The sequence below is a fragment of the Tropicimonas sp. S265A genome (genome assembly GCF_049800835.1).
Lineage (GTDB): Bacteria > Pseudomonadota > Alphaproteobacteria > Rhodobacterales > Rhodobacteraceae > Dinoroseobacter.
Window position 1 is genome coordinate 80,462 of record NZ_JBNAFU010000009.1, and the last position, 25,092, is coordinate 105,553.

Here is a 25,092-nt window from a genome sequence, read left to right on the forward strand (position 1 = left end):
AATCAGACTGCGGCTTTGAGCGCGTCGACCAGATCCGTCCGTTCCCAGCTGAACCCGCCATCGGCTTCGTGTGCCCGACCGAAATGCCCATAAGCCGCGGTGCGCTGGAAGATCGGCTTGTTCATGCCCAGATGCAGGCGGATGCCCCGAGGGGTCAGATCCATCAGGTCGCCCACGGCTTTTTCGATCGCGGCCTCGTCCACCTGACCGGTGCCGTGCGTGTCGGCGTAAATCGACAGGGGCTTGGCAACTCCGATCGCGTAGCTCAGCTGGATCGTGCACCGGTGTGCGAGACCGGCGGCCACGACGTTCTTTGCCAGATAGCGCGCGGCATAGGCAGCCGAACGGTCCACCTTGGTCGGGTCCTTGCCGGAAAACGCGCCGCCGCCATGGGGTGCTGCACCCCCATAGGTATCGACGATGATCTTGCGCCCCGTCAGGCCCGCGTCCCCATCGGGACCACCGATGACGAATTTGCCCGTTGGATTAACCCACCATTCGGTCTCGGCGGTAATCCAACCGTCTGGCAATTCGTTGCGGATGTAGGGTTCCACCACCGCGCGCACGTCGTCGGAGGTCATCGTCTCGTCGAGGTGCTGCGTCGACAACACTATCGAGGTCACACCGACCGGTTTGCCGTCTTCATAGCGTACCGAAAGCTGGGATTTCGCATCCGGGCCAAGAGTCGGTTCCGCACCGGACTTACGCACCTCTGCAAGGCGGCGCAGAATGTTGTGGGCATAGCAGATAGGCGCAGGCATCAGTTCGGGCGTTTCGTTGACCGCATAGCCAAACATGATGCCCTGATCGCCAGCGCCTTCATCCTTGTTGTCCTTGGCGTCCACGCCCTGCGCGATATGGGCAGATTGCTGGTGCAGGAAGTTCTGCACCTTGAGCGTTTTCCAGTGAAACTTGTCCTGCTCGTAGCCGATGTCGCGCACACAATCGCGCGCAATCTGGTCGATCCGGCCCATGAATTCGGTAAGACGGTCTGCATTGCTCAGGCCGACTTCACCACCGATGACAACCATGTCCGTGGTTGCAAAGGTCTCGCAAGCGACGCGAGCTTCGGGTTCTTCGGCGAGGAATGCGTCGAGAACGGCGTCCGAGATACGGTCACAGACCTTGTCGGGATGCCCCTCCGAAACGGATTCGGAGGTGAATACATAGTTCTTACGGGCGGTCATGGGGGTGCTCCATTCGAGAAATGCGGTCACGCCAGGAAGCCGTTGTGACAGCAACTCAGGCGGGCATATACCCGGCTTCGGGAAAGTTCAATCGCTACTGCCGCGGCGCAGAATCAGAAGCGATGAAAAAAGCACAATGAGGATCAGGACCGTTGGGGTATCTCCCCAGCGTGCATGTGGCGGCACAGAAAGTCGCGAGGGCAGCGCCGCGTCGAGCGCGCCCGTCGTGTTTAGCGGCAACGCCTCTAGAACCCGTCCGCGCGCGTCGATCATCGCGGAGACGCCGGTGTTTGCGACCCGTATCAGCGGTAGCCCCCGTTCAATGCTGCGGAAACGCGCGATGGCGAGGTGTTGTTGCGGCCCGGCAAATCTCCCGAACCACGCGTCATTTGTGATCTGGACCATCCAGTCGGCGCGCTGCGACAGGGTGCGCCCGAACTGTGGAAATATCGCTTCGTAGCATATCAGCGGCAAGGCGATGCCAAGCCTCCCCATATCGAGCAGTTGCGGCCCCGGTCCTGGCGCGAACCCGCCTCCTTCTCTGGCTGCGAGGCCGCGGATACCAAGCCGCGCGGCAACATTTCCGAGGGGCACGTATTCCCCGAAGGGTACAAGATGTGCCTTGTCGTAAAGTGCCTCGATCTCCCCGCGAGGCCCAATGACGGCAAGCGCGTTGGCCGGCCCGTCAAGACGCCACCGGTTTGCGCCGAGTATCACGGGGCGGCCTTGGGTAAATCGGCTGATCTGCTCCAGCAGGCTCGACGCCGACCCAAGCGGTTGAGAGATCGCAGTCTCAGGCCAGACAATCAGATCTGCCTGTATTTCACCGGTGCTCAGCGTGAGCTGACGTTCATAGAAAACCTGAACGAATTCGGGATCCCACTTCAGGTCCTGCGCGGCGTTGGGTTGGACGAGCCTGACGAGCGGTGCATCGGAGGGCGCAGGCACCGGGGCAGTGTGGGGCAAGCCATAGACAAAAAGCGCCCCGAAGACGCCAACGAGCGGCACGGCTGCCAGGCTGCGCCTCGGCCCCTCAAGGGCAGACCACAAAGCGAGTGTGCAGGCGATGGTCATCACGGTCAGCGCGCTCAATCCGTGCAGGCCGAGAAATCGCGCGCTTTGCGCGACAGCCGTGTCGAGCCAGATGCTGCCCAACAGTGCCCAGGGGAACCCGGTCAGGACGTAGCCGCGTGCGACTTCGGCCAGTGCCAACGCCGCGGCAAAGCCCAACCTGCGGGCCGCGCCTGGGCGCAAGCGTGTGGCGAGTGCTCCGGCCGTGCCCCAGAACAGGGCCAGCCCGCCGGGCAGAAGGACAAGTGCGAATGGGGCCATCCAGCCATGCCGCACCGGATCGACCAGAAACGGTTCCACGATCCAGTGCAGGCACACGAGGAAATACCCGAACCCGAAGGCCCATCCGAATGCCGCAGCAGACCGCCAGGCTCGCGCCTCGGAGACGGTCCAAATCCCGACGCCAAGACCGAACAGTGAAACCAGTGTCAGCCCGAACGGAGCTTGACCCAGCGCAGTCAAGCCGCCGGCAAACATCGCCAGAGCGACGCTTCTGGTCGTTGCCGACCTTGGCATGCGCACGGACCGCGTCAGTTCGCTGAGGGGGCCGGTTGTGCAGAACGTTCCGGCTGGCGCGGTCCGTTCATGCGAACCCTGATCCGTTTGATGCGACGCGCATCCGCATCGACAATCTCGAACTCGTGCCCGCCGCCATGGGAGACGACTTCTCCTCGGGCTGGCACCTTGCCCGTCAATTTGAAGACGAGACCGCCAAGTGTGTCGATTTCCTCTTCATCCTCGCCGGTGCGGAGGCGCATGTTCAGTTCGTTCTCCAGCTCTTCAAGAGGCGCGCGCGCCTGTACCAGATAGCAGCCGGTCTTCTCCCGCGTCCAAAGGACGTCTTCGGGCTCGTCATGCTCGTCCTCGATTTCGCCGATGACCTGCTCGATCAGGTCCTCGATCGTCAGGAGGCCGTCCGTGCCGCCATATTCATCGATCACGAGGGCCATGTGCATTCGGTCGCTCTGCATTTTCTGCAACAGAACGCCAATGGGCATGGAGGGCGGAGCGAACAGCAGGGGCCGCAGCATCCCGCGCAAAGAGAATTTGCCCGGGTTGCCGTTGAACCCATACCGCAGTGCAAGGTCCTTGAGGTGAATGATCCCGAGCGGCGTGTCCATCGTATTGCGATACACCGGCAGGCGGCTCATCCCGCTTTCGCGGAATGTCTCTACCAGATCATCAAGCGAAATGTCCGACGGAACGGCCACGATCTCGGCTTTCGGCACGGCGACGTCTTCGACGCGGAGGTCGCGCAGGTTGCCCATGCCCACGGGGCCGGACTGCCCGTTGGCCTGCGGAACGCTGGCTTGGTGGTTGTCCTCCTCGGTCGTGACCGGCGGGGCGGAGGAAAAAACGGAAAAAATGCGGTTAAGTACCCCGCTGCGGGGACTCGCGTCGCTGTCGAGGGTGTCCTGCGCGCCACGCGCTGCGGGAGACGACCCATCAGAAGTATCGGACATGGCTCCTTTCCAAGGTAACGCCCGGAGAAAACGGGCAAGATCAGTCTAGCACGGAAACCGAATATGGGTCAGCAATTCCTAAAGTTGCAAGAATTACGCGCTCCAGGGCTTCCATACGGGTCGCATCCGCGTCCGTGATGTGGTCAAAACCCAACAGATGCAGCGTTCCATGCACAATCAGGTGGGTGACGTGGTTCTGCGCGGAAATCCCGGCTGTCTGCGCCTCGGCCATGCAGGTCTCATATGCCAACGCGAGGTCGCCCAGTTCGCGCTCCATCGGATTGTCCGGCTCCGGCAGACGCGGAAGCGCGCCGGGCACGTCTGGCGCGCGATCCTCGGCAGGCCAACTCAGGACATTGGTTGGCACGGGCTTGTCGCGGAACTCTGCGTTCAGATTTGCGATCCGGGCATCGTCACAGGCCAGCATCGACACTTCGAACGCCTCTGGCGGCAGGTTCAGCGCGGACAGCGTCGCGCCGATTGCGCGCGGGGCGAGGGACGGCAGGTTCATGGAGGCCCAACGCGGGTCCTCTACCGCAATCTCGGTCGTTGCGTCAGGCGGGGTCATCGGCGGCATAGGCCTCGATAATGCGGGCCACGAGGGCGTGACGAACAACGTCCTTTGCCGTGAAATAGTTGAAGGATACGCCCTTGACGCCCTTCAGAATGCGCTCTGCATCCCGCAGACCGGAGGTAACACCACGTGGAAGGTCAACTTGTGACCGGTCCCCGGTGATCGCCATGCGCGAGCCTTCGCCAAGACGGGTCAGGAACATTTTCATTTGCATCGTCGTCGCGTTCTGCGCCTCGTCCAGCAGTACGAAGGCATTGGCCAAGGTCCGCCCGCGCATGAAGGCGAGCGGTGCGATTTCGATCTTCTTTTCTTCGATCAGCTTTGTGACCTGCTTGCCGGGAAGGAAGTCGTTCAGCGCGTCATACAGCGGCTGCATGTACGGATCGACCTTGTCCTTCATGTCGCCGGGCAGGAACCCAAGGCGCTCGCCCGCCTCGACCGCAGGTCTTGACAGGATGATCTTGTCCACGTGCCCGCCCAAGAACAACGACACGCCCACGGCTACGGCCAGATATGTCTTGCCGGTACCGGCGGGGCCTATGCCGAACGCCAGTTCATTCTGAAACAGCGAGGCCACATAGGCTTTTTGTGCCTCGGTCCGCGGTTCGATCGTTTTCTTCCGGGTCTTGATCTCGAACTGGCCCGGCTTGAACATTTCCATCTGGTCGCCATCCAGACCGCCGATATCCTCTTCCGCGGTGCCCAGCCGGATCAGACCATCGATATCGCCGGGTTCGGTGCCTCGTCCGGCTTCCACACGTTGATAGAGCGCGTGCAGAACGCTTTCGGCTTTGATCTGGGCCTCGGGCTCGCCATACACGGCCAGCATGTTTCCACGGCGCAGGATCTGCACGCCGAGCTGGTGCTCTATCTGGGCGAGGTTGCGGTCATACTCGCCGCACAAATCAATCAGGACGCGGTTATCAGGAAATTCTATCAGCCGTTCTGCTGGGGCCGATTGGGCGGAGGGCGGTGTGGTAGCGCTCAGGGCCAAGAGGATCTCCGAAAAGGAATCTGCGCCAAGCGTGCCAACTTGCCCGGACGCTGGCAAGCACGGAGTGCAGGAATTGTGGGTCGCTGCGAAAAAACCACAGGGTCTTGCGGTTTGCCGCTCAGGAAGTGATCAGGCGACCGGCTAGCGAATTCGCGGCGCTTTCAACGATTTCGACACTCACCAGGTCCCCGCGTTCCGCCTCAGGCGCATGCACGTGGACGGCATGCAGATGCTCGGACTTTCCGACCATCTGACCTTCGAGTCGTCCGGGTTTTTCGAACAGAACCTTGGCACGCCGACCGACCATGCGGTTCTGGACGTCGTGTTGTTGCCGGGACAGCAGGGCCTGCAACGTCTGTAGCCGCTCATCGGCAACCTCAGTCGGCACAGCTTGCTTCTCCGCTGCGGGCGTACCGGGGCGAGCCGAGTACTTGAAGGAATAGGCCTGTCCGTATTCCACAGTCTCGACCAGCGCCATCGTGTCGGCGAAATCCTGTTCCGTTTCGCCGGGAAAGCCCACGATGAAATCGCCCGACAAAAGCAGATCGGGACGCGCGGCGCGAATACGCTCGATCAATCGGATGTAGCTTTCGGCGGTGTGCTTACGGTTCATAGCCTTCAGGATCCGGTCGGACCCGGATTGTACCGGCAGATGCAGGTACGGCATCAGCTTTTCGCAAGTGCCGTGTGCGTCGATCAGCGCGTCGTCCATGTCGTTGGGATGCGAGGTGGTGAACCGGATCCGCTCAAGCCCGTCGATTTCGGCCAGCGCCCAGATCAACCCGGCCAGACCCTTATCGTGGCCGTGATACGCATTGACGTTCTGGCCCAGCAGGGTGATTTCGCGTACGCCGCGCCCCACCAGATCGCGCGCCTCGCTCAGAACGCGCGCGGCGGGGCGGCTGACCTCGGCCCCACGCGTGTAAGGGACCACGCAGAACGCGCAGAACTTGTCGCATCCCTCTTGCACCGTAAGGAACGCTGTCGGGCCGCGCTTGGCCTTCGGGCGTGCGTTCAGGTGTTCGAACTTGTCTTCCTCGGGGAAATCGGTGTCGAGGGCTTTCGCGCCCGTTGCAGCCTTGGCCGCAAGGTCGGGCAGGCGGTGATAGGCTTGCGGGCCTACGACCAGATCGACCAGTGGCTGGCGGCGCATGATCTCTTCGCCTTCGGCCTGTGCGACGCAGCCCGCCACGCCGATCTTCAGATCCGGATTTTCGGCCTTCAGCGGCTTGAAACGTCCGAGTTCCGAATAGACCTTCTCGGCGGCCTTTTCACGGATGTGACAAGTGTTCAGCAGGATCATGTCCGCATCTTCGACACGCGCTGTCTGGACATAGCCTTCGCCGCCCATCGCCTCTGCCATGCGCTCGCTGTCGTAGACATTCATCTGACAGCCATAGGTCTTGATGAAGAGCTTTTTCGGTTCCGCCATCGCGCGCCCCTGCGGAGATAGGAAAAGATGTATCGCCGCGGTGTCTACACGGGGGGCGGCGGCGTTGCAATCGGGCGACGGATCGGAAATGCTTCGGGCATGGCGCGCGATCAGACCCAGACATTATCACACGTCGCACCCGATCTGGACACCTTCTTGCGGGCCAGCGCAGGAGGGCTGGGGGATGGGCCCGTGGCGCTGATCTTCGCCGAAGACGGGATCGAGCTGGCTTCGACGCTCCAGCATCATCTCGACAAGGGATTTCGTACCGTGGTGATGCTGGGACCAGCGGGCTTGCAACTCCCCGAAGCGCTGGCCGCGCGGATACACCGCGTCAGATTTCAACCGGGCGGGCGCGAAGCGGTCGCGGACGCTGTCACACGGATCGCGGCGCGCCTGCCGGGGACATGGATCTACTGGGGGTACAACGCCGAGTATCTGATCTACCCCCATGCCGAGACCCGTACAGTTGGCGAGATGCTGGCGTTTCATGCCGAAGAACGGCGCGAGGGCATGATGACTTATGTGGTCGACCTTTATGCCGCCGATCTCGGAGCCGCGCCGAATGGTGTCTCGCTTGATGCCTGCTGTCTCGACAAGGCGGGTTACTACATGCTCGACAGGTATGACGGGGATGGCGCGCGCCTCGACAGGCAATACGATATCTTCGGCGGTTTGCGGTGGCGGTTCGAGGAACACGTCGCGGAAGACGCGCGCCGCATCGACCGGATCGGTCTGTTTCGGGCCAAGCCGGGGCTTACATTGCGCCCGGATTTCACCTTTTCGGATTCCGAATACAACACCGTTTCCTGTGCTTGGCACCACAACCTGACCGCAGCCATCTGTTCGTTCCGCGCCGCGAAGGCGTTGAAAGCCAATCCGGGGTCTACCCACCTGATCCCCAGTTTCCGGTGGCAGCATTCCGTGCCGTTCGAATGGTCAAGCCAACAGCTTCTGGAGCTTGGCTTCATCGAACCCGGCCAGTGGTTCTAGCGCACTGAAGCAGCGATTTCGATTGCCCGATGCGGCCAAGATACGTTATGCGCGATCTACCGGGCGCGCGCCCGGCAATGGAGAATTTATGAAAGAGACTGTCGTCTCCCGCTAAGCTCCCGACCAATCGGAGCTTCACATCCCCCGACCTGCTGCGCGGTGCCAGCGGGGCGGTTGTTTGCGGATAAACTCCAGAGAAGACTCATGAATATTTCCAAGCAGGAACAGCGTGTCCTGCATGTCCTCGCGCAAGGCGGGGCCATTCACTTTGAACGTGGCTCAAACGGCAAGGTGCGAGCCGTGTCGTGCTTGACCCGAGACGGTTACAGGCTGACCGACTGCACCTTGACCGTATTCGAACGGCTCCGCCGACGACGGCTGATCCGGTCCAGCGGCGGCCACCCATACCGCATCACGCGCGACGGGCTGCATGCCGTGCGTGCGCAACTCGACAACCGATAGGGGCTGAGAATGACAAACCCTGACATCCGACCCGCCCGGGTCGAAGACATCGCGGCACTGGAGGAGGTCGTTGCGGCTGCCGATCTTTTCCCGCCGGAACTGGTCGCGGACATGCTCCGCGCAGCGCTCGCCGCTGGGCATGTTTGGCTCGTTGCCCATGCCGAGGATGTTCTGACCGGCTTTTGCCATGCCCGCCCCGAAGAGATGACGGAGGGGACGTGGAACATGCGCGCCCTGGCCGTGCTTCCCGATCAACAGGGGCGCGGCACGGGCCGCGCGCTTGTGGCCAAGTTGGAACGTCTGTTGGTGCGGCGGTGTCAGCGCCTGCTGATCGTGGACACTTCCGATGCCTCGGCCTTTGCGGATGCGCGGGCGTTCTATCGCGCGACCGGCTATGCGCAGGTGGCCACTGTCCCGGATTACTGGGCAGACGGCGATGCGAAGGTTACGTTTGCCAAGTCCCTGGGATGACGGACATACAAGGGCGGAGGTCACTCCGCCCTTGACCCGGGGCGGCGGCTTTGGCATCTCCCCGCGCCATGACAGACCCAGCCAATCCCAAACCCGACGGTGCGCCGTGGCGCAACTTCTATGGTCGGCGCAAGGGCAAAACCCTGCGCCCCTCGCAGGAAGTCTACCTTGCAGAAGACCTTGCAGCCCTGTCGCCCGGTCCAGTGGATTGGGAGGCGAACCCGGACCGTACCCCCCTTGATCTTGCGCAGCTTTTCCAGGGCCGTCCGGTCTGGCTGGAGATCGGTTTCGGTGGTGGCGAGCACATGGTGCACCAGGCCGAAACCCATCGCGGTGTCGGGATTATTGGCTGCGAACCGTACATCAACGGTGTTGCGATGTTGCTTGGCAAGATCCGCAAGGCGGAACTGGACAACGTGGCCGTCCACCCCGGCGACGCGCGCGACATCTTCGATGTGTTGCCGGTCGCATCGGTGGACAAGGCGTTTCTGCTCTACCCCGATCCATGGCCGAAAAAGCGGCATCACCGGCGCCGCTTCGTCACCCCCGAGCATCTGGAACCGCTGGCGCGGGTATTGAAACCCGGCGCGGAGTTTCGCGTGGCGACGGACATCGCGGATTACGTGCGCCAGACCCTTGAAGAAGTGCCGCGCGCCGGCTTTGAATGGCTGGCAGAAGGACCTGAGGACTGGCGCGCGCCGTGGGATGACTGGATCTCGACCCGGTACGAACAGAAGGCCATCCGCGAAGGGCGCCCGCAGCATTATCTGACTTTCCGACGCCTCTGAAGCACGGTCATCGCGGCGACCATCAAGCCGCTCAGGACCAAAGTGCGCAGTGGCAAGGGCAGGGTCCCGAGCACCGGGTCGAGCGCGAAGCTCAACCCGGTGACCAGTCCCCAGACGATCATCCAGAGTTTGATCATGCCGGCATCGCCTGAACGGCAGCCACGTTTGCCCGCAGGTGGGCCGGGTCGGTCGTGCCGGGGATCAGGATGATGTTCGAAGACCTTTTCAGAAGCCATCGCATCGCCGCGCCGGGGTCCAGCCGGGCCCCATACTGCATCGGTGCCGCGCCGAGAGGGCCATAGGGCAGATAGGCAATACCAAGCGAGGCCGTATAGTCCACGAGGTCCGCGTCTGACTGTTCCGCCTTGTTGAAACGGTTCTGGACGCTCGCAATCGGGGCGACCGCGCGGGCTCGATCCAGATCGGCGCGCGTTACATTGGACAGCCCGATATGCGCAATCCACCCGCGTGCCTGCGCCAGCGCCAGCGCCTCCACCGAGCGTTCGATTGGCGTGTTCGGGTCAACCCGGTGCAATTGGAACAGATCTATCCTGTCGCGGCGCAGCCAGCGTCGCGCTTCCTGTATCTGGCGCAGCAGGGTGGCGGGGCGCCCATCCACGGTAATGCGGCCCGGTTCGGGTTTGTCGACGCCACCCTTGGTGGCGAGGAAAACCTCGGGCCGGTCGCCGAGCGCCTGTCCCAACAGGCGGTCCGCATGCCCGGGGCCATAGGCGCGCGCGCTGTCAAAGACCTGCACGCCCAGATCGGCGGCCTCCTGCAGGAGGGCAACGCCCTGATCCCAGTCGGGGTAAGGGCCGAAATTCCCGGGTTGACCGGTCAGACGCATAACCCCCATGCCAAGCCGGTTCAGGGTGTTTGCCGTGTCAAAGGAAAAGGGTGTTGGGGTCATCGGTATCTCCATCGGTTGTGATGAAGCAAAGGTGGTCCGGTAACTAATAATTTGGTATAGGTATGATACTAATAGCTGCTATACGTTTTATGGATGCCAAAACCTTCGGATCGCTTGACACTGCTGACCTGCTTTGCGCGCGTCGCTGAACTTGGGTCTCTGTCTGCTGCCGGTCGCGACCTGGGGGTGTCGCAACCCACGGTCACACGGCAGATCGACACGCTGGAGGCTATGCTTGGCACCAAACTGCTGCACCGGAGCCCGCATGCGGTCACCTTGACCCCCGCTGGGGAGGTCGCCCTTGCCGACGCGCGTAAACTTCTTGCCGAATGGGACGCCTTTGCCGATCGCAATGGTGAGGCTGGCGAGATATCCGGAGGGCTGCGCGTGATCGTTCCCGTCGCCTTGGGCCAGACCGTTTTGGCAAAGGCTGCCGCAGCTTTTCAAAGCCTGCATCCGCTCGTCACCCTCGATTGGCGGTTGAGCGATGCCGATATCAATCTGGTTGCAGAAGGGGCGGATTGCTGGATCAAGGTCGGTCCTGTTCGGGATGATCGGTTGATAGTCCGGTCTCTTGCGAAAATTGCACGTCGCGCGGTGCTTGCCCCGGCGGCGGACGCGACAAGAATGATTGCTTTGGGTGGATTTGAAGCCGTCTCTCCGGTCCTGAAAAACAGTGCGGGTCAGACGTACTCGCCAGAGGCCAGAGTGGTCTTTCGCACCAACAATTTCATGGCTGCGTACCAACAGGTGCGCGCCGGGGCAGGGTTTGCGGTTTTGCCGGACTGGTTCGTGCGCTCCGATCTGGCGTCGGGTCATCTGGCTGACCTTGCCCCCGGGTTTGCAGCGCAACCGATGCCCTTGTCGGTCGCGTTTCTACCGGGTGCGCGGCCCAAGCGCCTCGACGCGTTTTTATACCATATGGAAGAGGCAGCACAGCACGTGACCTAGGCGTGATGCCAGAGGCGTGTCGGTATTTGCGGTGGACGCTTTTGGGCAGGCGCGCTAACAGTCGCTCCACTTCAGACGATGAGGAGGCCCCATGTCCGGCCACGGCGATCCCATTCCCATGACTGCGCACAAGGCATCGGCCCTGACCGGTACCGCGGAAGTTCCGGGGGACAAATCTGTCTCGCACCGCGCGCTGATCCTCGGGGCCATGGCGGTGGGGGAGACCAAGATCACCGGCTTGCTTGAAGGTCAGGACGTGCTCGACACCGCCAAGGCGATGCGCGCGTTCGGGGCTGAAGTGACCCAGCACGCGCCGGGAAACTGGTCGGTGCACGGCGTCGGTGTCGGAGGGTTCGCAGAGCCGGAAGACGTGATCGATTGCGGTAATTCGGGTACCGGCGTGCGGCTGATCATGGGGGCCATGGCGACAAGCCCGATCACGGCGACATTCACGGGCGATGCGTCACTTCGCAAACGACCGATGAGCCGGGTGACGGACCCGCTTTCGATGTTCGGCACGCAAACGGTGGGTCGTTCGGGTGGCCGGTTGCCGATGACCCTGATCGGCGCGGAGGATCCTATCCCTGTTCTGTACGAAGTGCCGGTCCCCTCGGCGCAGGTAAAGTCCGCGATCCTCTTGGCGGGGCTGAACGCACCGGGCCAGACGGTCGTTTTCGAGGCAGAAGCCACCCGCGACCATACCGAGCGCATGCTGCGCGGTTTCGGGGCCGAGGTGCGGGTCGAAGTCGGCGAGCGCGGGCAGACGATAACAGTGACCGGTGAGCCCGAGCTCGAAGCGCAGTCAATTGCAGTGCCGCGCGATCCGAGCTCTGCCGCCTTTCCTGTCTGCGCGGCTCTGATCGTGGAGGGTTCGGACGTTCTGGTGCCTGGTATCGGGTTGAACCCAACGCGCGCAGGGCTGTACCAGACGCTGCGCGAGATGGGAGCCAATCTGACCTTTGAGAACGAGCGCGAGGAGGGCGGCGAACCGGTTGCCGACCTGCGGGCGAAATTCTCCGACAAGCTGGTGGGGATCGACGTGCCGCCAGAGCGCGCGCCGTCGATGATTGACGAATACCCGATCCTGAGCGTGGTCGCTGCCTACGCCAAGGGAAAAACCGTGATGCGCGGTGTGAAGGAGTTGCGCGTCAAGGAAAGTGATCGCATCGATGCGATGGCGCGTGGGCTTGAAGCCTGTGGCGTGAAAGTGGAGGAAGACGAGGATACTTTCACGGTACACGGTCTCGGGGCAGGAAACGTGCCCGGCGGAGCAACTTGCGAAAGCCGCCTCGACCACCGGATCGCCATGAGTTTTCTGATTTGCGGCATGGCCTCGAAGAAGCCTGTGTCCGTGGACGACGGCGGCCCGATTGCGACCAGTTTCCCGATTTTCGAGCCGCTCATGGAAGAGCTCGGCGCCAAGCTGGAGCGCACCTGACCATGTCGGTGCGCGGCGGTTGCCTGTGTGGTGCGGTCCGTTATGCCATCACGGGACCGTTGCGCCCGATCGTGGCCTGTCACTGCACCCAATGCCGCAAGACAAGCGGTCACCATGTTGCGGCGACCTCCGCTCCGCGCGAGACGGTCGAGATTGACGGCGCTGTAACATGGTACGCGTCTTCGCAGGCCGCGCGGCGCGGTTTTTGCGGGATCTGCGGCTCAAACCTGTTCTGGGATGGTCCGGGAACGCACATATCGATCTTTGCAGGCACCCTCGATGGTGACCCGGGTGTTCAGCTTGCCGGCCACATCTTTTGCCAGGACAAAGGCGCCTATTACGACATCTCGGATGGCTTGCCGCAAAGGTCCCAGGACGATCCGACCCTGACGACGCAGGTCACATGAGTTTCACGATCGCAATCGATGGTCCGGCTGCTGCCGGAAAGGGCACGATCGGCCGGGCTCTGGCCGAACGGTTCGGGCTCGCGCATCTTGATACCGGGCTCTTGTATAGGGCGACAGCGCGTCTGGTGCTGGACACCGGGGTTACACCGGTAGAGGCCGCGCGCGCACTGACTTCCGACGCATTGGACCGTGATGATCTGCGCACCGCCGAAGTGGGGCAGGAGGCCAGCAAGGTGGCCGCGATTCCGGAGGTGCGCGAAGCGCTGTTGAATTTCCAGCGGGCTTTTGCTCAACGCGCAGGCGGGGCGGTGCTTGACGGTCGAGATATCGGGACGGTCATCTGTCCGGATGCGGAGGTGAAACTGTTTGTGACAGCTTCGGATGTTGTGCGCGCGCAACGACGCCATGCGGAACTTGCCGCAACCGGCAGCACCCTTGGATTGGACGAAGTTCTGCAGGAGATAAAGGCCCGCGATGCGCGCGACAGTGCGCGCGCAAACGCGCCATTGGTGCCCGCCGAGGACTCAATCCAATTGGATACATCCGAATTGACGATTTTGCAGGCCATTGAAAACGCAGCCGAAATAACCTACGCGCGAATGTCTGAAAGCGGGTTTCAAGCCGATCTTGATTCAAATTAATCTAGCGTTTGCCTTTTCCCAATAATCGTGTTTGAAGGACATGTTTTTGAGCAGGGAGGGAACACCATGGCCAAAAAACCAAAAACAATTTCCGCAAATGACCTCGATGCGATGTCGATGGATGAATTGCAGGCGCTCGCCGCCAATGTGAAAAAAGCAATGGCGAATGTCGAGAAAAGACGCCGCAAGGAAGCGCGCGATGCAATTGAGAAAGTTGCACGTGAATATGGCATGAGCATATCAGATGTCCTTGGCAGCGCCCCGGCTGCAAAGAAGTCGAGCAAGGCCGCCGCCCCGGCGAAGTTCGCAAATCCCGAAGATCCGTCCCAGACCTGGTCCGGGCGTGGTCGCCAACCCGGCTGGTACAAGAAGGCTGTTGAAGGCGGCGCAGACCCGTCGAGCCTCGCGATCTAAGGCGAAAACGAGGGAATCACGGGTTGCTTTACGGCGGCCCGCCCTCTATACCCGCGCGCATCGAGCGGGCGGAAATCCATATCCGCATATGACACCACTAGGGTCGGGCTTATTGCTGCGGCCCTCGTTGTTTAAGACATGTGCTTTTGGATCGGCCGCATCAAACCCAACGAAAGACCGGTGGAGACAACCACCCGGCCCGAATAGATGATGAAAAAGGAAATACGAGACCACATGGCTCAATCAGCATCCATGGAGGAATTCGAAGCCCTCCTGCAAGAAAGCTTCGAGATTGACACACCCCAGGAAGGGTCCGTTGTCAAAGGCAAGGTCATCGCAATCGAAGCGGGACAAGCCATCATCGACGTAGGCTACAAAATGGAAGGCCGCGTCGAACTTAAAGAATTCGCAAACCCCGGTGAAGCGCCTGAAATCGCAGTTGGCGACGAGGTTGAGGTGTTCCTCGACCGCGTGGAAAACGCGCGTGGCGAAGCGGTCATCAGCCGCGACAAGGCCCGCCGCGAAGAGGCCTGGGACCGTCTGGAAAAAGCCTACGAGGACGACGCCCGCGTCGAAGGCGCGATCTTCGGTCGTGTCAAAGGCGGCTTCACGGTCGATCTCGGCGGCGCTGTGGCGTTCCTGCCCGGCTCGCAGGTCGATGTGCGCCCCGTGCGCGACGCGGGCCCTCTGATGGGTCTCAAGCAGCCGTTCCAGATCCTCAAGATGGACCGCCGCCGTGGCAACATCGTTGTCTCTCGCCGCGCGATCCTCGAAGAATCCCGCGCCGAGCAGCGCGCCGAGGTTATTGGCAAGCTGAACGAAGGGGACGCCGTGGACGGTGTCGTCAAGAACATCACAGAGTACGGCGCATTCGTCGATCTTGGCGGTGTGGACGGCCTTCTGCACGTCACCGACATGGCATGGCGCCGTGTGAACCACCCCTCCGAGATCCTGTCGATCGGCGAGACGGTGAAGGTTCAGGTCATCAAGATCAACAAGGACACGCATCGCATCAGCCTTGGCATGAAGCAACTGCAGGCCGATCCGTGGGACGATGTTCAAGGCAAGTTCCCGCTGGATTCTGTCCATCAAGGCCGCGTCACCAACATCACCGACTACGGCGCTTTCGTGGAGCTGGAGCCGGGTGTTGAGGGTCTTGTGCACGTCTCCGAAATGTCTTGGACGAAGAAGAACGTCCATCCGGGCAAGATCGTCTCCACCTCTCAGGAGGTGGACGTGATGGTTCTGGAAATCGACCCGATCAAACGTCGCGTCTCGCTCGGTCTCAAGCAGACCATGCGCAACCCGTGGGAAGTGTTCGCCGAAAGCCACCCCGAAGGCACAGAGGTCGAGGGCGAGGTCAAGAACATCACCGAATTCGGTCTGTTCATCGGTCTGGACAACGACATCGACGGCATGGTGCACCTCAGCGATCTGAGCTGGGACCAGCGTGGCGAAGAAGCGATCCAGAACTACCGCAAGGGCGATGTCGTCCAGGCGGTCGTCTCGGAAGTGGATGTCGAGAAAGAGCGCATCTCTCTGTCGGTCAAGGCCCTGGGCGGTGACAAGTTCGCCGAGGCCGTTGGCGGCGTGAAGCGCGGCTCGATCATCACGGTTGAAGTGACCGCGATCGAGGAAGGTGGGATTGAGGTGGAGTACGAAGGCATGAAGTCCTTCATCCGCCGCTCCGACTTGAGCCGCGACCGTGCCGAGCAGCGTCCCGAGCGCTTTGGCGTGGGTGACAAGGTCGATGTGCGCGTGACCAACGTGGACAGCAAGACCCGTCGTCTTGGCCTGTCGATCAAGGCGCGCGAAATCGCTGAAGAGAAAGAAGCCGTCGAACAGTACGGCTCCTCCGACAGCGGCGCGTCGCTGGGCGATATTCTGGGTGCAGCGCTCAAGCAAGACGACTGAGCAACGGCCCGTTGAGCAGACAGAAACCCGTCCGGGAAACCGGACGGGTTTTTTCGTGTCGATTCGGTATTGTTGAGCCGGAAAACCATGTTTTGCGCGGCGATTCAGCGCTAATGCACGGAAATTTAGGCCAAATTTCGCGCTCTGCGGCGGCTTTAGCGTTTTCCAGATTTCGGAAATCTCGCTATAGTGAACAAGGCTGGCGTGGCTACGACATGAGTCTCGGTAAGGTGGGAGGACCTATAGATGATCCGTTCGGAGTTGATTCAATTGGTTGCGGAAGAAAACCCGCATCTCTATCAGCGCGATGTCGAGCGGATCGTGAACGCTCTGTTCGAAGAGATCATCGAGGCAATGGCAAGTGGCGACCGGGTCGAGTTGCGCGGTTTCGGTGCCTTTTCGGTCAAGCAACGGGACGCCCGAACCGGTCGTAACCCAAGGACTGGCGAAGCGGTTGCGGTCGAAGCGAAGTCGGTGCCGTTTTTCAAGACCGGCAAGCTGCTGCGTGACCGTCTGAACGGCAACGAAGGGTAGTGTGATGCGCTATGTGAAGTACCTGTTTCTCGCGCTGCTTGCGATCTGCCTGCTGACAATTGCCTTTGCGAACCGGAATATCGTGACGCTGACGCTTCTGCCCGCAGATATGGGGGCGTTCTCCGGATTTAACGCATCGATTTCCCTGCCGCTCTATGTCGTGATTTTCGGTGGGATCGGTGCTGGCTTGCTGATCGGGTTCTTTTGGGAATGGCTGCGCGAAACCAAGCATCGCAATGAAGCTGCCCGCCAGCGCACGGAAGCCCGCCGTCTCAAGCGCGAGGTAGAGGTCATGAAATCGCAAAAGGCGATGGATGATGGCAAGGACGAAATCCTCGCTCTGCTTGAGGATGGCAGCGGGGCGCGGTAAGCTCGACGCATGACACCCGACGTTTCAGTAAAGATTTGCGGTCTTACGCGAGCCGAAGACGTGCGCGCGGCCGTGGATGCGGGCGCGCGGTATGTCGGGTTTGTTTTCTTTGCCGCGTCGCCGCGGAATGTCAGCGCTACGCGGGCGGCGCAGCTTGCGGCTCTGGTCCCGCCGGGCGTGGCCAAGGTGGGGCTGGTTGTCAATGCGGACGACAAGACGCTTGACGATATCCTGTCAGCGGTCCCACTCGATATCCTGCAACTTCACGGCTCTGAAACGCCCGAACGCGTTGCGGCAGTGAAGGCCCGTTTCGGCCTGCCAGTGATGAAGGCAGTGGGCGTTGGGGACGCAGGTGATCTGCCCAATCTGGACAGGTACTTTGGAGTTGCGGATCAGGTTCTTGTGGATGCCAAACCTCCCAAGGGCGCAACGTTGCCCGGTGGGAACGGGCTGGCCTTCGACTGGAACCTCATTGCGGGGCGGCGCTGGCCCGTGCCCTGGATGCTGGCCGGGGGGCTGACACCCGACAATGTGGCCGCGGCCGTTCGACTGACTGGCACACGGCAGGTGGATGTGAGCTCGGGTGTCGAATCCTCGCCGGGCGTGAAGGATGCGGACAAGATCCGTGCACTGGTTTCGGCTGCACACGACCGGACGCTGGCATGATGCGTAGCGGCATGGTGCGGTAAAACCCGTATTTACCCGGCCCTTCAATCGCACTACACCTCCGGTGTTCTGCAACGGGAGCGCGCGATGCCTGACGATCTGATCAATTCCTTCATGACCGGCCCGGATGAAAACGGGCGCTTTGGCCAGTTCGGGGGGCGGTTTGTCTCCGAAACTTTGATGCCGTTGATCCTTGAGTTGGAAAAGCAGTACGAGTTCGCGAAAACCGACCAGGCGTTCTGGGATGAGATGCACGATCTGTGGACGCATTATGTGGGCCGGCCCAGCCCGCTCTACTTTGCCGAGCGGCTGACCGAGAAATTCGGTGGGGCGAAAATCTACCTGAAGCGCGACGAGTTGAACCACACGGGCGCGCACAAGATCAACAACGTGCTGGGCCAGATCATTCTCGCGCGCCGCATGGGAAAAACGCGGATCATCGCGGAAACCGGGGCAGGGCAGCACGGTGTGGCGACCGCCACCGTCTGCGCGAAGTTCGGGCTGAAATGCGTGGTCTACATGGGGGCGCATGATGTCGAGCGTCAGGCTCCTAACGTGTTCCGGATGCGCCTGCTGGGCGCCGAGGTCGTTCCGGTGACCTCCGGTCGCGGGACGCTGAAAGATGCCATGAACGACGCCTTGCGCGACTGGGTGACAAATGTGCGCGATACGTTCTACTGCATCGGCACGGTGGCCGGGCCCCACCCGTATCCGGCGATGGTAAGAGACTTTCAGGCCATTATCGGCAAGGAAGCCCGCGATCAGATGCTCAAGGCTGAGGGGCGTCTGCCCGACACGATCATCGCCGCGATCGGCGGCGGGTCTAACGCGATGGGGCTTTTCTATCCGTTCCTTGACGACAAGGAGGTCAGTATCATCGGGGTAGAGGCCGGCGGCAAAGGCGTGAACGACAAGATGGAGCATTGCGCCTCGTTGACTGGTGGCCGGCCCGGGGTTCTGCACGGAAATCGCACGTACCTCTTGCAGGATGCGGATGGACAGATCCTCGAAGGGTTCTCGATCTCGGCGGGTCTCGACTACCCCGGTATCGGCCCGGAGCATTCGTGGCTGCACGATATCGGGCGCGCGAGCTATGTCTCGATTACAGACAAGGAAGCTCTGGAGGCGTTTCAGGTGTGTTGCGAGGCAGAAGGCATCATTCCGGCGCTGGAGCCGTCACACGCGCTCGCCCACGTTGCCAAAATTGCACCGGATCTGCCCAAGGATCACATCATCTGCATGAACATGTGCGGACGCGGCGACAAGGACATCTTTACGGTCGCCCGTGCCCTCGGGTTTGACATGACCGGCGCATAAGCCCGTTTCCTGATTGTTTTTCAATGCCCTGCGGTGAATGCCGCAGGGTTTTGCGCATCTATACCTGCGGTTTATGGCTCTAAACCCGGTGCTGAGGTACCACCGTTTAAACCGATGGCGGATTCAGGCCAACGGAGAGGAACGACAGTCTGGCGGTATGCGGCGCAAGTTCGCGCCACATGCACTTTTGCAAAACACGCTTACCGAAAGGAAAGATCATGACCGCCAAGACAACCCTTCCGATCATCGCCATTGCTTGCGCCTTTGGGCTGCCAACCTCCGGCACCGCCATGTCCATCCATGACATCGCAAAAACCGAGACGGCGATCATCCTCGTGTCGGACCGCGAAACGCCGCAAAGCTTCCGCGAGGCGTGGGAGATGTTCCGCAGCGATGTACGGCAGGCCCGCGATGAGATCACTTCGATCAGCTTGCGCGGTGACACTGACGACGCCCGGGATGATGACTACGACGACTACGACGATTATGACGATGACTACGATGATCACGACGACGCCGACGACGACTACGATGATGACTACGATGACGATTATGATGACGACGGTGACGACGACCGTGATGATGGCGATGACAGCGATGATGACGGAGACGACGACTGAGCATCGCAGCTGTGCGGGCACCCGGCTTTCTGAGCGGGTGTATTCTCGGGCGGTGCTTGGCGCGCCGCCCGTTTGGGCTCGTGGACCCAAAAGCTGTCATGCGAAGCACCTGGTGGGGCTAAAAATGGCTGAAACAGAATGAACCAAATACGAATGTTCTTGATTGTGGTGCTGCTCACCCTCCTCGGCGTCGGCCCGGCGCTGGCGGATGCCACGCAGTCGGTTGTCCGGCAGCTGCGACAACAGGGCTATGAGGTTCAGTCGGTTGAGCGAACGCTGCTGGGGCGGGTTCGGGTTTTGTCCACCAAGGATGATATCCGCCGTGAAACCGTTATGGATCCTCGAAATGGGTCCATCCTGCGGGACCTCGCCCGCCGATCCTCCGCAGGAGGCGCGCCTACCTTGTTCGGAGGCAACGATGACAGCGATGACGATCGCCGCAGCTTTGGTGCGGCAGAGCGTGATGATCGCGATGATCGCGGCTCTGAAGACGACTCTGACGACGGAGATGACGACCGCGACGACAGCCGTGATGACGGCGACGACGACTCCGATGATGACGGCGATGACGACGGCGATGACGATGGTGGGGATGACGATGGTGGCGATGATGACGGGGACGATTGAGCAGCCTGTCTCAGATCTGGCATACGGGACATCGGCACGATGAAGTCGCTCACGCTGCCGTTGCTGGCGATTATCGTGCTCCAGGGGATTTGTGCCGTGTTTTTTGTGGGTGATATACTGTTGTCGGTGCTTGGCGTCCCGCTCGCACCGCTCGATTGGGCGTTGATCGAACTTATCGAGATTGGGGCTGCGCTTGGGTTGATGATGGGCGTCGCGCTTGGGGCGTGGGTTCTGGTGCAGGCCCGACGGCGCACCTACGTTGCTGAGCAGGCTTTGCGCGCAGCGTCCGGCGCGTTCATGGACCTCGTGGCGGAACGATTTGAGGAATGGCGGCTCACGCCAGCGGAACGGGATGTTGCACTCTTTGCGCTGAAAGGACTGTCGGTTCAGGAAATTGCTGACCTGCGCAACACGTCCCAGGGCACGGTCAAGGCCCAGACCAACGCCATCTACCGCAAGGCGGGTGTTGCCAACCGATCGCAGTTGCTCAGTCTGTTCGTCGAGGATTTGATGGGCGAACGGCTGGTGCCCGCTGCCGCGGGCTCCTGAGCCTCAGTCGGTCTTGCCTGGCGTGGTATCTGCCGCGTTCTCGGTAAGGACTTCGAGAGAGACGGCTTCCAAGGCCCGCATATGCGTGCTGGCCAGCCGCACCTTGGGAGCGCAGCCTTCTTCGTGTGCTTGCAGGAACCTTCCGGCGCACAGGCACCATTGATCGCCGGGTTGCAGTCCCGGAAACATGAACTCGGGTCGCGGGGTCGACAGGTCGTTTCCGACATACTTCGAAAAAGCGAGGAATTCAGCGGTCATGATCGCGCAAACGGTATGATTGCCCTGATCCATTGCAGAGGTGTCGCAACAGCCGTTCCGGAAAAAGCCCGTGATCGGATCCAGAGAGCAAGGTTCGAGGGTTTCACCCAGTACGTTCAGCGACGCCGCACGCTCGTTGCTCATCATCCCACTCCTTGTCCCTGACTATCAACCTAGAGAGGACCGTGGGGGATACAAGCTCATCGGAACTTATCCACAAGCTTTTGTAGGGGGCTGCGTGAGTCATCTGCCGGTGACGGCGGCGCGCTTGCGGGGTTCGATTGGCTTTTCTCGGGCGGAGTTTCCGATTTTGCCTTCTTTGGGCTGCCGGATGATCTTGGGGGGGCTGTGCGCAAGGAAACGGCATTCAGGAACCGCCCTGTATCACCGTCTGCGAGAAAAACCGCGCCATCTCCGATGCCCCGGATCAGTGCGTCCAGCCAGTCCGCATCCGCCTTGGCGAAATCGCCCAAGACGTAGGGCGACACGCGGTCCTTGTGCCCCGGATGACCTATTCCCATCCGAACGCGGTCATAGTCGGCTCCGATATGCGCGTGAAGAGACCGCAACCCGTTATGCCCGGCATGCCCTCCGCCGGATTTGATGCGGCATTTGCCGGGTGCGAGATCAAGCTCGTCGTGAAAGACCACCACGTCTTCGGGTTCGAGTTTGAAAAAGCGCATTGCCTCGCCAACCGATTGGCCCGAATTGTTCATGTAGGTTTCCGGTTTCAACAGGGCGACGCGTTCCCTCCCGAGGCGGCCTTCGCTCAACTGCCCCTGGAATTTGCTCCGCCATGGGGGAAATGCATGATCGTCTGCAATCTGGTCAACGGCCATGAATCCGATGTTGTGCCGGTTCCGGGCATATTTTGTGCCAGGATTCCCAAGGCCGACAAATAGCTTCATCTTGTGATCCTCAATGTCTCCGCTGCCGTACGTAGCGCAGAGCCGACCTGAAAAACAGTCGTGACCAAAACGCCGCATTGCAGAAGTTGTGCTGTATTGGTAATGAAATTTTACCAATACAGCGGAGGGGACCCGTACATGCCTGTCATTACCGAGATTGCCGATCTCAAGCGCATCTACAAACGGCGCGTGCCGAAGATGTTCTATGATTACGCGGAATCCGGCAGCTGGACCGAGACGACCTTTCGCGAAAACACCACGGATTTCGATCTGCTGAAACTCCGCCAGCGCATTGCCGTCGATATGACCGGACGCTCGACCGCATCGCGAATGGTGGGGCAGGAGGTGTCCATGCCCGTCGCGCTTGCGCCCGTGGGGCTGACCGGGATGCAACACGCTGACGGGGAGATCAAGGCTGCCCGCGCGGCAGAGAAGTTCGGCGTGCCCTTCACCCTGTCGACAATGTCGATCTGCTCGATCGAGGATGTGGCGGAGAATACGGAAAAGCCGTTCTGGTTTCAGGTATACACGCTCAAGGATGATGATTTCATGAAGCGGCTCTTTGCGCGTGCGAAAGATGCAAAGTGCTCCGCGCTCGTGATCACCGTTGACCTGCAGGTCATGGGCCAGCGGCACAAGGACATCAAGAACGGTCTCAGCGCCCCGCCAAAGCTTACCCCGGCGTCGGTCGCCAACATGATGACCAAAGTACCGTGGGGGTTGGAGATGCTCCAAACCAAAAGGCGTTTTTTCGGCAATATCGTGGGTCATGCCAAAGGGGTCTCTGACGGTTCTTCACTGAGTTCGTGGGTCGCCGAGGCCTTTGACCAGGCGCTGGATTGGGAGCGGATCAAGCAGTTTCGCGACTGGTGGGACGGGCCGGTCATCCTGAAAGGCATCCTCGATCCTGAGGACGCCAAGAAGGCGCTGAGTGTCGGGGCCGATGCAATCGTCGTTTCGAACCACGGCGGACGGCAACTGGACGGGGCGCTGAGCTCCATTCGGATGTTGCCCCAGATCATGGATGCCGTGGGCGACAAGATCGAAGTGCATCTGGACAGCGGAATCAGGTCGGGCCAGGATATCCTGAAGGCGCTCGCGCTTGGGGCGCAGGGTACGATGGTCGGCCGCGCATTTGTCTACGGGCTCGGGGCGATGGGCGAAAAGGGTGTGACAGAGGCTCTGACCGTCATGCAAACGGAGCTCGACCGGTCGATGGCGTTGTGTGGCCGCCGCCGGATCGAAGATCTCGATCCTTCGATTCTGCTGATGCCGGATGATTTCGCAACGCGTTGGAAAACAGCGGTTTAACCAGTCTCAAGCACCTGAATTGACATGGATTTCGGGGAATTGCATCCTGCACGCATCCACGGAGGCGCAGGATGCTTGTTTTCCACAATCAGTCCATTGTGCTGCTTGGTGTCCCCAAGACCGGGACATCCGCGCTTGAGGCTGCCGTGGCAAGACAGGCTTCGGTTGCGATTCAAGGGCCCCCAACTTTGCGCCACATGACCTTCAACATGTTTCAACGTGACTGGGCACCCGTCTTGCAACGGACTTACAACACCCGGTTTGAGACAATGGCGATCATACGTGAGCCGCTTGAACGTTTGCGCAGTTGGTACCGCTACCGAGCGCTGCCGCAGTTCGAAGACACGCCGTTGAGCAGCCGCGGCATGGATTTTGACACCTTCATCGAACAAACCCTTCAGGCCGATCCGCCTCGGATCGGGCGGATAGGGGCGCAGGATCAGTTCGTCAATGCACCCGATGGTCGGGTCGGGGTGACGCATCTTTTCGATTATGCGCAGTTGGATCGGGCTTGCGCTTGGCTTGCCGACCGGCTGAAACGCGACATCACACTGCCGCCGCGCAACGTCTCGCCGGATGTGCCGGCAGAGCTTTCTTCATCGCTGGAAACGCAGGTACGCGCTGTGCGGGCGGCCGAGTTTGCGCTTTATCAGAGGGTTGCGCAGGCGGGGCATCTCGAGGCGGCCTGATCCCCAGCGGGTGCGTTACGGCTTTTGGGGTTGTCAAACGGGCTCCTACCGTTTAGGCCGCGCGAGTTCGCACGCATACACCCTGGAGGATGCGGCGAGCGGAACTGTAATTTTAGGAGAATTCCAATGGCTGGAGAGATTCCAGATCTTGTAGCCGTGGCACGCGAGGGGACAGGCAAGGGAGCCGCCCGCCAAGCGCGTCGCGACGGATACGTTCCGGGTGTTGTCTATGGCGGCGGTGCCGATCCGGTGACGATCAACATCAAGTTCAACGAACTGCTGCGCCGTCTGAAGGCAGGCCGCTTCATGTCCACGCTGTTCAACCTGAAGGTTGAAGGGCAGGAGGACGTGCGCGTCATCTGTCGCGGTGTGCAGCGCGATGTGGTCAAGGACCTGCCAACCCATGTCGACCTGATGCGTCTGCGTCGGACCTCTAAGGTCAATCTGTTCATTCCGGTCGAGTTCGAGAATGAGGACAACGCACCCGGCATCAAGAAGGGCGGCGTTCTGACGGTTGTGCGTCCCGAGGTCGAGCTGGTTGTGACCGCTGGCGAAATCCCGGATCACCTGACCGTCGATCTGTCCGGCCTCGAAGTGGGCGATACGGTAACGATCAGCAGCATCACGCTGCCGGCCGGGTCGAAGCCCACGATCGACCGTGACTTCGTTATTGCGAATATCTCTGCGCCCTCCGGTCTCCGCTCGTCCGAAAACGAAGACGACGATACGCCCGCAGCAGACGAAGTGCCTGCAACCGAGGTTGCAGACGACTGATCCTGACGGGAACGGCGAAAAGACGAAAGGCAGGGCTTTGGCCCTGCTTTTTCATTTTTTTACAAAAAGAAAAACGGCCGGCCCTTTGGTTTTTGACCATCTGGGCCAGCCGTCCGCGACGCACCTTTTGGGTCTCTCTTTTTGTCAGGGGGTTGTCCGGGGGTCTGAGAGCCGTGGTGTCGGGTGGGTCGGTGTGGGGCCCGCGCAGGCAGGGAGGGGACCTGCGCGGGGGGATCAAGGCCTCGCCGGGCGGGGGTTAGCGAAGCCTTAGGGATTTGGCGGTACGCCTTAGTCGTTGGCGTTGTCGCGCTGTGCCTTCAGGGCCAGGATCTCGCCGACCGAGTACTCTGCCGGGTTCA

Annotated in this window: 30 protein-coding genes and 1 riboswitch; of the genes, 20 read left to right on the forward strand and 10 right to left on the reverse strand. The window is 61.0% G+C overall.

The window, feature by feature from the left end:
- Nucleotides 1–2: 2 nt before the first annotated feature.
- From metK to miaB, 6 genes are all read right to left on the reverse strand, one after another.
- A complete protein-coding gene (gene metK / locus ACP15N_RS17825) occupies nt 3–1,187 on the reverse strand; it encodes a methionine adenosyltransferase (RefSeq protein ID WP_425093703.1) in 1,185 nt (394 codons plus the stop codon).
- Between the two features lie 5 nt (nt 1,188–1,192).
- Nucleotides 1,193–1,241: riboswitch (SAM-SAH riboswitch) on the reverse strand.
- Between the two features lie 33 nt (nt 1,242–1,274).
- Nucleotides 1,275–2,774 carry an apolipoprotein N-acyltransferase gene (gene lnt / locus ACP15N_RS17830; protein WP_425093704.1) on the reverse strand — a complete coding sequence of 500 codons (1,500 nt, stop codon included), beginning with the start codon at nt 2,772–2,774 and terminating at the stop codon, nt 1,275–1,277.
- Between the two features lie 14 nt (nt 2,775–2,788).
- The gene (locus ACP15N_RS17835; RefSeq protein WP_425093705.1) at nt 2,789–3,721 is read right to left on the reverse strand and encodes a hemolysin family protein; all 933 of its coding nucleotides are present in this window, start codon (nt 3,719–3,721) and stop codon (nt 2,789–2,791) included.
- Nucleotides 3,722–3,761: 40 nt separating this feature from the next.
- Entirely contained in the window at nt 3,762–4,289 is a 528-nt protein-coding gene (gene ybeY, locus ACP15N_RS17840; RefSeq protein WP_425093707.1) for an rRNA maturation RNase YbeY, read from the reverse strand.
- Nucleotides 4,276–5,289 carry a PhoH family protein gene (locus tag ACP15N_RS17845; RefSeq protein WP_425093708.1) on the reverse strand — a complete coding sequence of 338 codons (1,014 nt, stop codon included), beginning with the start codon at nt 5,287–5,289 and terminating at the stop codon, nt 4,276–4,278. The genes ybeY and ACP15N_RS17845 overlap by 14 nt, the downstream gene beginning before the upstream one ends.
- 118 nt (nt 5,290–5,407) lie before the next feature.
- The gene (gene miaB / locus ACP15N_RS17850) at nt 5,408–6,721 is read right to left on the reverse strand and encodes a tRNA (N6-isopentenyl adenosine(37)-C2)-methylthiotransferase MiaB (protein WP_425093709.1); all 1,314 of its coding nucleotides are present in this window, start codon (nt 6,719–6,721) and stop codon (nt 5,408–5,410) included.
- Between the two features lie 27 nt (nt 6,722–6,748).
- Here miaB and ACP15N_RS17855 point away from each other — a divergent pair, with 27 nt between their 5' ends.
- The 4 genes from ACP15N_RS17855 to trmB all read left to right on the forward strand — a co-directional run bounded on the left by ACP15N_RS17855 (nt 6,749) and on the right by trmB (nt 9,435).
- The gene (locus tag ACP15N_RS17855) at nt 6,749–7,714 is read left to right on the forward strand and encodes a hypothetical protein (RefSeq protein ID WP_425093710.1); all 966 of its coding nucleotides are present in this window, start codon (nt 6,749–6,751) and stop codon (nt 7,712–7,714) included.
- Nucleotides 7,715–7,918: 204 nt separating this feature from the next.
- Nucleotides 7,919–8,176: a YjhX family toxin gene (locus ACP15N_RS17860; protein ID WP_425093711.1), complete on the forward strand. Its 258-nt coding sequence runs from the start codon at nt 7,919–7,921 to the stop codon at nt 8,174–8,176.
- 9 nt (nt 8,177–8,185) lie between these two features.
- On the forward strand, nt 8,186–8,647 hold the full coding sequence (locus tag ACP15N_RS17865) for a GNAT family N-acetyltransferase (protein WP_425093712.1): 462 nt from the start codon (nt 8,186–8,188) through the stop codon (nt 8,645–8,647).
- 68 nt (nt 8,648–8,715) lie between these two features.
- Nucleotides 8,716–9,435, forward strand: coding sequence for a tRNA (guanine(46)-N(7))-methyltransferase TrmB (gene trmB, locus ACP15N_RS17870; RefSeq protein ID WP_425093713.1), 720 nt, complete (start codon nt 8,716–8,718; stop codon nt 9,433–9,435).
- On the opposite strand, the gene ACP15N_RS17875 is transcribed toward trmB, so the two are convergent.
- Nucleotides 9,411–9,572, reverse strand: a complete 162-nt coding sequence (locus tag ACP15N_RS17875) for a hypothetical protein (RefSeq protein WP_425093714.1) — start codon at nt 9,570–9,572, stop codon at nt 9,411–9,413. The two genes, trmB and ACP15N_RS17875, sit on opposite strands and share 25 nt — an antisense overlap.
- On the reverse strand, nt 9,569–10,345 hold the full coding sequence (locus ACP15N_RS17880; RefSeq protein WP_425093715.1) for an aldo/keto reductase: 777 nt from the start codon (nt 10,343–10,345) through the stop codon (nt 9,569–9,571). The genes ACP15N_RS17875 and ACP15N_RS17880 overlap by 4 nt, the downstream gene beginning before the upstream one ends.
- Nucleotides 10,346–10,459: 114 nt before the next feature.
- Between ACP15N_RS17880 and ACP15N_RS17885 the strand changes: the two genes are divergently transcribed.
- From ACP15N_RS17885 to ACP15N_RS17945, 13 genes are all read left to right on the forward strand, one after another.
- Complete coding sequence (locus ACP15N_RS17885; protein WP_425093716.1) at nt 10,460–11,296, forward strand: LysR family transcriptional regulator; 837 nt, start codon at nt 10,460–10,462, stop codon at nt 11,294–11,296.
- Nucleotides 11,297–11,387: 91 nt separating this feature from the next.
- The gene (aroA, locus tag ACP15N_RS17890) at nt 11,388–12,734 is read left to right on the forward strand and encodes a 3-phosphoshikimate 1-carboxyvinyltransferase (protein ID WP_425093717.1); all 1,347 of its coding nucleotides are present in this window, start codon (nt 11,388–11,390) and stop codon (nt 12,732–12,734) included.
- A gap of 2 nt (nt 12,735–12,736) precedes the next feature.
- On the forward strand, nt 12,737–13,141 hold the full coding sequence (locus ACP15N_RS17895) for a GFA family protein (protein ID WP_425093718.1): 405 nt from the start codon (nt 12,737–12,739) through the stop codon (nt 13,139–13,141).
- Nucleotides 13,138–13,782 carry a (d)CMP kinase gene (locus ACP15N_RS17900; protein WP_425093719.1) on the forward strand — a complete coding sequence of 215 codons (645 nt, stop codon included), beginning with the start codon at nt 13,138–13,140 and terminating at the stop codon, nt 13,780–13,782. Before ACP15N_RS17895 ends, ACP15N_RS17900 begins: the two co-directional genes overlap by 4 nt.
- A gap of 27 nt (nt 13,783–13,809) precedes the next feature.
- Nucleotides 13,810–14,196, forward strand: coding sequence for an H-NS family nucleoid-associated regulatory protein (locus ACP15N_RS17905; RefSeq protein WP_425093720.1), 387 nt, complete (start codon nt 13,810–13,812; stop codon nt 14,194–14,196).
- 234 nt (nt 14,197–14,430) lie between these two features.
- Nucleotides 14,431–16,110: a 30S ribosomal protein S1 gene (gene rpsA / locus ACP15N_RS17910; RefSeq protein WP_425093721.1), complete on the forward strand. Its 1,680-nt coding sequence runs from the start codon at nt 14,431–14,433 to the stop codon at nt 16,108–16,110.
- A 246-nt stretch (nt 16,111–16,356) separates the two neighbouring features.
- Entirely contained in the window at nt 16,357–16,644 is a 288-nt protein-coding gene (gene ihfB, locus ACP15N_RS17915) for an integration host factor subunit beta (RefSeq protein ID WP_425093723.1), read from the forward strand.
- Between the two features lie 4 nt (nt 16,645–16,648).
- On the forward strand, nt 16,649–17,014 hold the full coding sequence (locus ACP15N_RS17920; RefSeq protein ID WP_425093724.1) for a lipopolysaccharide assembly protein LapA domain-containing protein: 366 nt from the start codon (nt 16,649–16,651) through the stop codon (nt 17,012–17,014).
- 9 nt (nt 17,015–17,023) lie between these two features.
- Nucleotides 17,024–17,680 (forward strand): phosphoribosylanthranilate isomerase, encoded by a 657-nt coding sequence (locus ACP15N_RS17925; RefSeq protein WP_425093725.1) that lies wholly within the window; start codon nt 17,024–17,026, stop codon nt 17,678–17,680.
- 87 nt (nt 17,681–17,767) lie between these two features.
- Complete coding sequence (gene trpB / locus ACP15N_RS17930) at nt 17,768–18,997, forward strand: tryptophan synthase subunit beta (protein WP_425093726.1); 1,230 nt, start codon at nt 17,768–17,770, stop codon at nt 18,995–18,997.
- A gap of 218 nt (nt 18,998–19,215) precedes the next feature.
- Entirely contained in the window at nt 19,216–19,617 is a 402-nt protein-coding gene (locus ACP15N_RS17935) for a hypothetical protein (protein ID WP_425093727.1), read from the forward strand.
- A 153-nt stretch (nt 19,618–19,770) separates the two neighbouring features.
- Complete coding sequence (locus ACP15N_RS17940; RefSeq protein ID WP_425093729.1) at nt 19,771–20,244, forward strand: hypothetical protein; 474 nt, start codon at nt 19,771–19,773, stop codon at nt 20,242–20,244.
- Nucleotides 20,245–20,283: 39 nt separating this feature from the next.
- Nucleotides 20,284–20,793: a helix-turn-helix transcriptional regulator gene (locus ACP15N_RS17945; RefSeq protein WP_425093730.1), complete on the forward strand. Its 510-nt coding sequence runs from the start codon at nt 20,284–20,286 to the stop codon at nt 20,791–20,793.
- A 3-nt stretch (nt 20,794–20,796) separates the two neighbouring features.
- On the opposite strand, the gene ACP15N_RS17950 is transcribed toward ACP15N_RS17945, so the two are convergent.
- Complete coding sequence (locus ACP15N_RS17950) at nt 20,797–21,195, reverse strand: DUF2237 family protein (RefSeq protein ID WP_425093731.1); 399 nt, start codon at nt 21,193–21,195, stop codon at nt 20,797–20,799.
- Between the two features lie 56 nt (nt 21,196–21,251).
- Entirely contained in the window at nt 21,252–21,959 is a 708-nt protein-coding gene (gene pth, locus ACP15N_RS17955; protein ID WP_425093732.1) for an aminoacyl-tRNA hydrolase, read from the reverse strand.
- A gap of 138 nt (nt 21,960–22,097) precedes the next feature.
- Between pth and ACP15N_RS17960 the strand changes: the two genes are divergently transcribed.
- From ACP15N_RS17960 to ACP15N_RS17970, 3 genes are all read left to right on the forward strand, one after another.
- A complete protein-coding gene (locus ACP15N_RS17960; protein ID WP_425093733.1) occupies nt 22,098–23,270 on the forward strand; it encodes an alpha-hydroxy acid oxidase in 1,173 nt (390 codons plus the stop codon).
- Between the two features lie 71 nt (nt 23,271–23,341).
- Nucleotides 23,342–23,959 carry a sulfotransferase family 2 domain-containing protein gene (locus tag ACP15N_RS17965; protein ID WP_425093734.1) on the forward strand — a complete coding sequence of 206 codons (618 nt, stop codon included), beginning with the start codon at nt 23,342–23,344 and terminating at the stop codon, nt 23,957–23,959.
- Between the two features lie 126 nt (nt 23,960–24,085).
- Complete coding sequence (locus tag ACP15N_RS17970; RefSeq protein ID WP_425093735.1) at nt 24,086–24,733, forward strand: 50S ribosomal protein L25/general stress protein Ctc; 648 nt, start codon at nt 24,086–24,088, stop codon at nt 24,731–24,733.
- Nucleotides 24,734–25,092: the final 359 nt, after the last annotated feature.

What these genes read in the sequence shown, in the direction of transcription:
- ACP15N_RS17950 (WP_425093731.1), bottom strand. Translation starts at nt 21,195, where the DNA reads ATGAGCAACGAGCGTGCGGCGTCGCTGAACGTACTGGGTGAAACCCTC.
- ACP15N_RS17860 (WP_425093711.1), top strand. Translation starts at nt 7,919, where the DNA reads ATGAATATTTCCAAGCAGGAACAGCGTGTCCTGCATGTCCTCGCGCAA.
- ACP15N_RS17935 (WP_425093727.1), top strand. Translation starts at nt 19,216, where the DNA reads ATGACCGCCAAGACAACCCTTCCGATCATCGCCATTGCTTGCGCCTTT.
- ACP15N_RS17960 (WP_425093733.1), top strand. Translation starts at nt 22,098, where the DNA reads ATGCCTGTCATTACCGAGATTGCCGATCTCAAGCGCATCTACAAACGG.
- ACP15N_RS17920 (WP_425093724.1), top strand. Translation starts at nt 16,649, where the DNA reads ATGCGCTATGTGAAGTACCTGTTTCTCGCGCTGCTTGCGATCTGCCTG.
- ACP15N_RS17835 (WP_425093705.1), bottom strand. Translation starts at nt 3,721, where the DNA reads ATGTCCGATACTTCTGATGGGTCGTCTCCCGCAGCGCGTGGCGCGCAG.
- ACP15N_RS17895 (WP_425093718.1), top strand. Translation starts at nt 12,737, where the DNA reads ATGTCGGTGCGCGGCGGTTGCCTGTGTGGTGCGGTCCGTTATGCCATC.
- ybeY (WP_425093707.1), bottom strand. Translation starts at nt 4,289, where the DNA reads ATGACCCCGCCTGACGCAACGACCGAGATTGCGGTAGAGGACCCGCGT.
- pth (WP_425093732.1), bottom strand. Translation starts at nt 21,959, where the DNA reads ATGAAGCTATTTGTCGGCCTTGGGAATCCTGGCACAAAATATGCCCGG.
- ACP15N_RS17925 (WP_425093725.1), top strand. Translation starts at nt 17,024, where the DNA reads ATGACACCCGACGTTTCAGTAAAGATTTGCGGTCTTACGCGAGCCGAA.
- metK (WP_425093703.1), bottom strand. Translation starts at nt 1,187, where the DNA reads ATGACCGCCCGTAAGAACTATGTATTCACCTCCGAATCCGTTTCGGAG.
- ACP15N_RS17940 (WP_425093729.1), top strand. Translation starts at nt 19,771, where the DNA reads ATGTTCTTGATTGTGGTGCTGCTCACCCTCCTCGGCGTCGGCCCGGCG.
- lnt (WP_425093704.1), bottom strand. Translation starts at nt 2,774, where the DNA reads ATGCCAAGGTCGGCAACGACCAGAAGCGTCGCTCTGGCGATGTTTGCC.
- trmB (WP_425093713.1), top strand. Translation starts at nt 8,716, where the DNA reads ATGACAGACCCAGCCAATCCCAAACCCGACGGTGCGCCGTGGCGCAAC.
- ihfB (WP_425093723.1), top strand. Translation starts at nt 16,357, where the DNA reads ATGATCCGTTCGGAGTTGATTCAATTGGTTGCGGAAGAAAACCCGCAT.
- ACP15N_RS17880 (WP_425093715.1), bottom strand. Translation starts at nt 10,345, where the DNA reads ATGACCCCAACACCCTTTTCCTTTGACACGGCAAACACCCTGAACCGG.
- ACP15N_RS17945 (WP_425093730.1), top strand. Translation starts at nt 20,284, where the DNA reads ATGAAGTCGCTCACGCTGCCGTTGCTGGCGATTATCGTGCTCCAGGGG.
- aroA (WP_425093717.1), top strand. Translation starts at nt 11,388, where the DNA reads ATGTCCGGCCACGGCGATCCCATTCCCATGACTGCGCACAAGGCATCG.
- ACP15N_RS17965 (WP_425093734.1), top strand. Translation starts at nt 23,342, where the DNA reads ATGCTTGTTTTCCACAATCAGTCCATTGTGCTGCTTGGTGTCCCCAAG.
- ACP15N_RS17865 (WP_425093712.1), top strand. Translation starts at nt 8,186, where the DNA reads ATGACAAACCCTGACATCCGACCCGCCCGGGTCGAAGACATCGCGGCA.
- ACP15N_RS17875 (WP_425093714.1), bottom strand. Translation starts at nt 9,572, where the DNA reads ATGATCAAACTCTGGATGATCGTCTGGGGACTGGTCACCGGGTTGAGC.
- ACP15N_RS17900 (WP_425093719.1), top strand. Translation starts at nt 13,138, where the DNA reads ATGAGTTTCACGATCGCAATCGATGGTCCGGCTGCTGCCGGAAAGGGC.
- ACP15N_RS17855 (WP_425093710.1), top strand. Translation starts at nt 6,749, where the DNA reads ATGTATCGCCGCGGTGTCTACACGGGGGGCGGCGGCGTTGCAATCGGG.
- miaB (WP_425093709.1), bottom strand. Translation starts at nt 6,721, where the DNA reads ATGGCGGAACCGAAAAAGCTCTTCATCAAGACCTATGGCTGTCAGATG.
- trpB (WP_425093726.1), top strand. Translation starts at nt 17,768, where the DNA reads ATGCCTGACGATCTGATCAATTCCTTCATGACCGGCCCGGATGAAAAC.
- ACP15N_RS17970 (WP_425093735.1), top strand. Translation starts at nt 24,086, where the DNA reads ATGGCTGGAGAGATTCCAGATCTTGTAGCCGTGGCACGCGAGGGGACA.
- rpsA (WP_425093721.1), top strand. Translation starts at nt 14,431, where the DNA reads ATGGCTCAATCAGCATCCATGGAGGAATTCGAAGCCCTCCTGCAAGAA.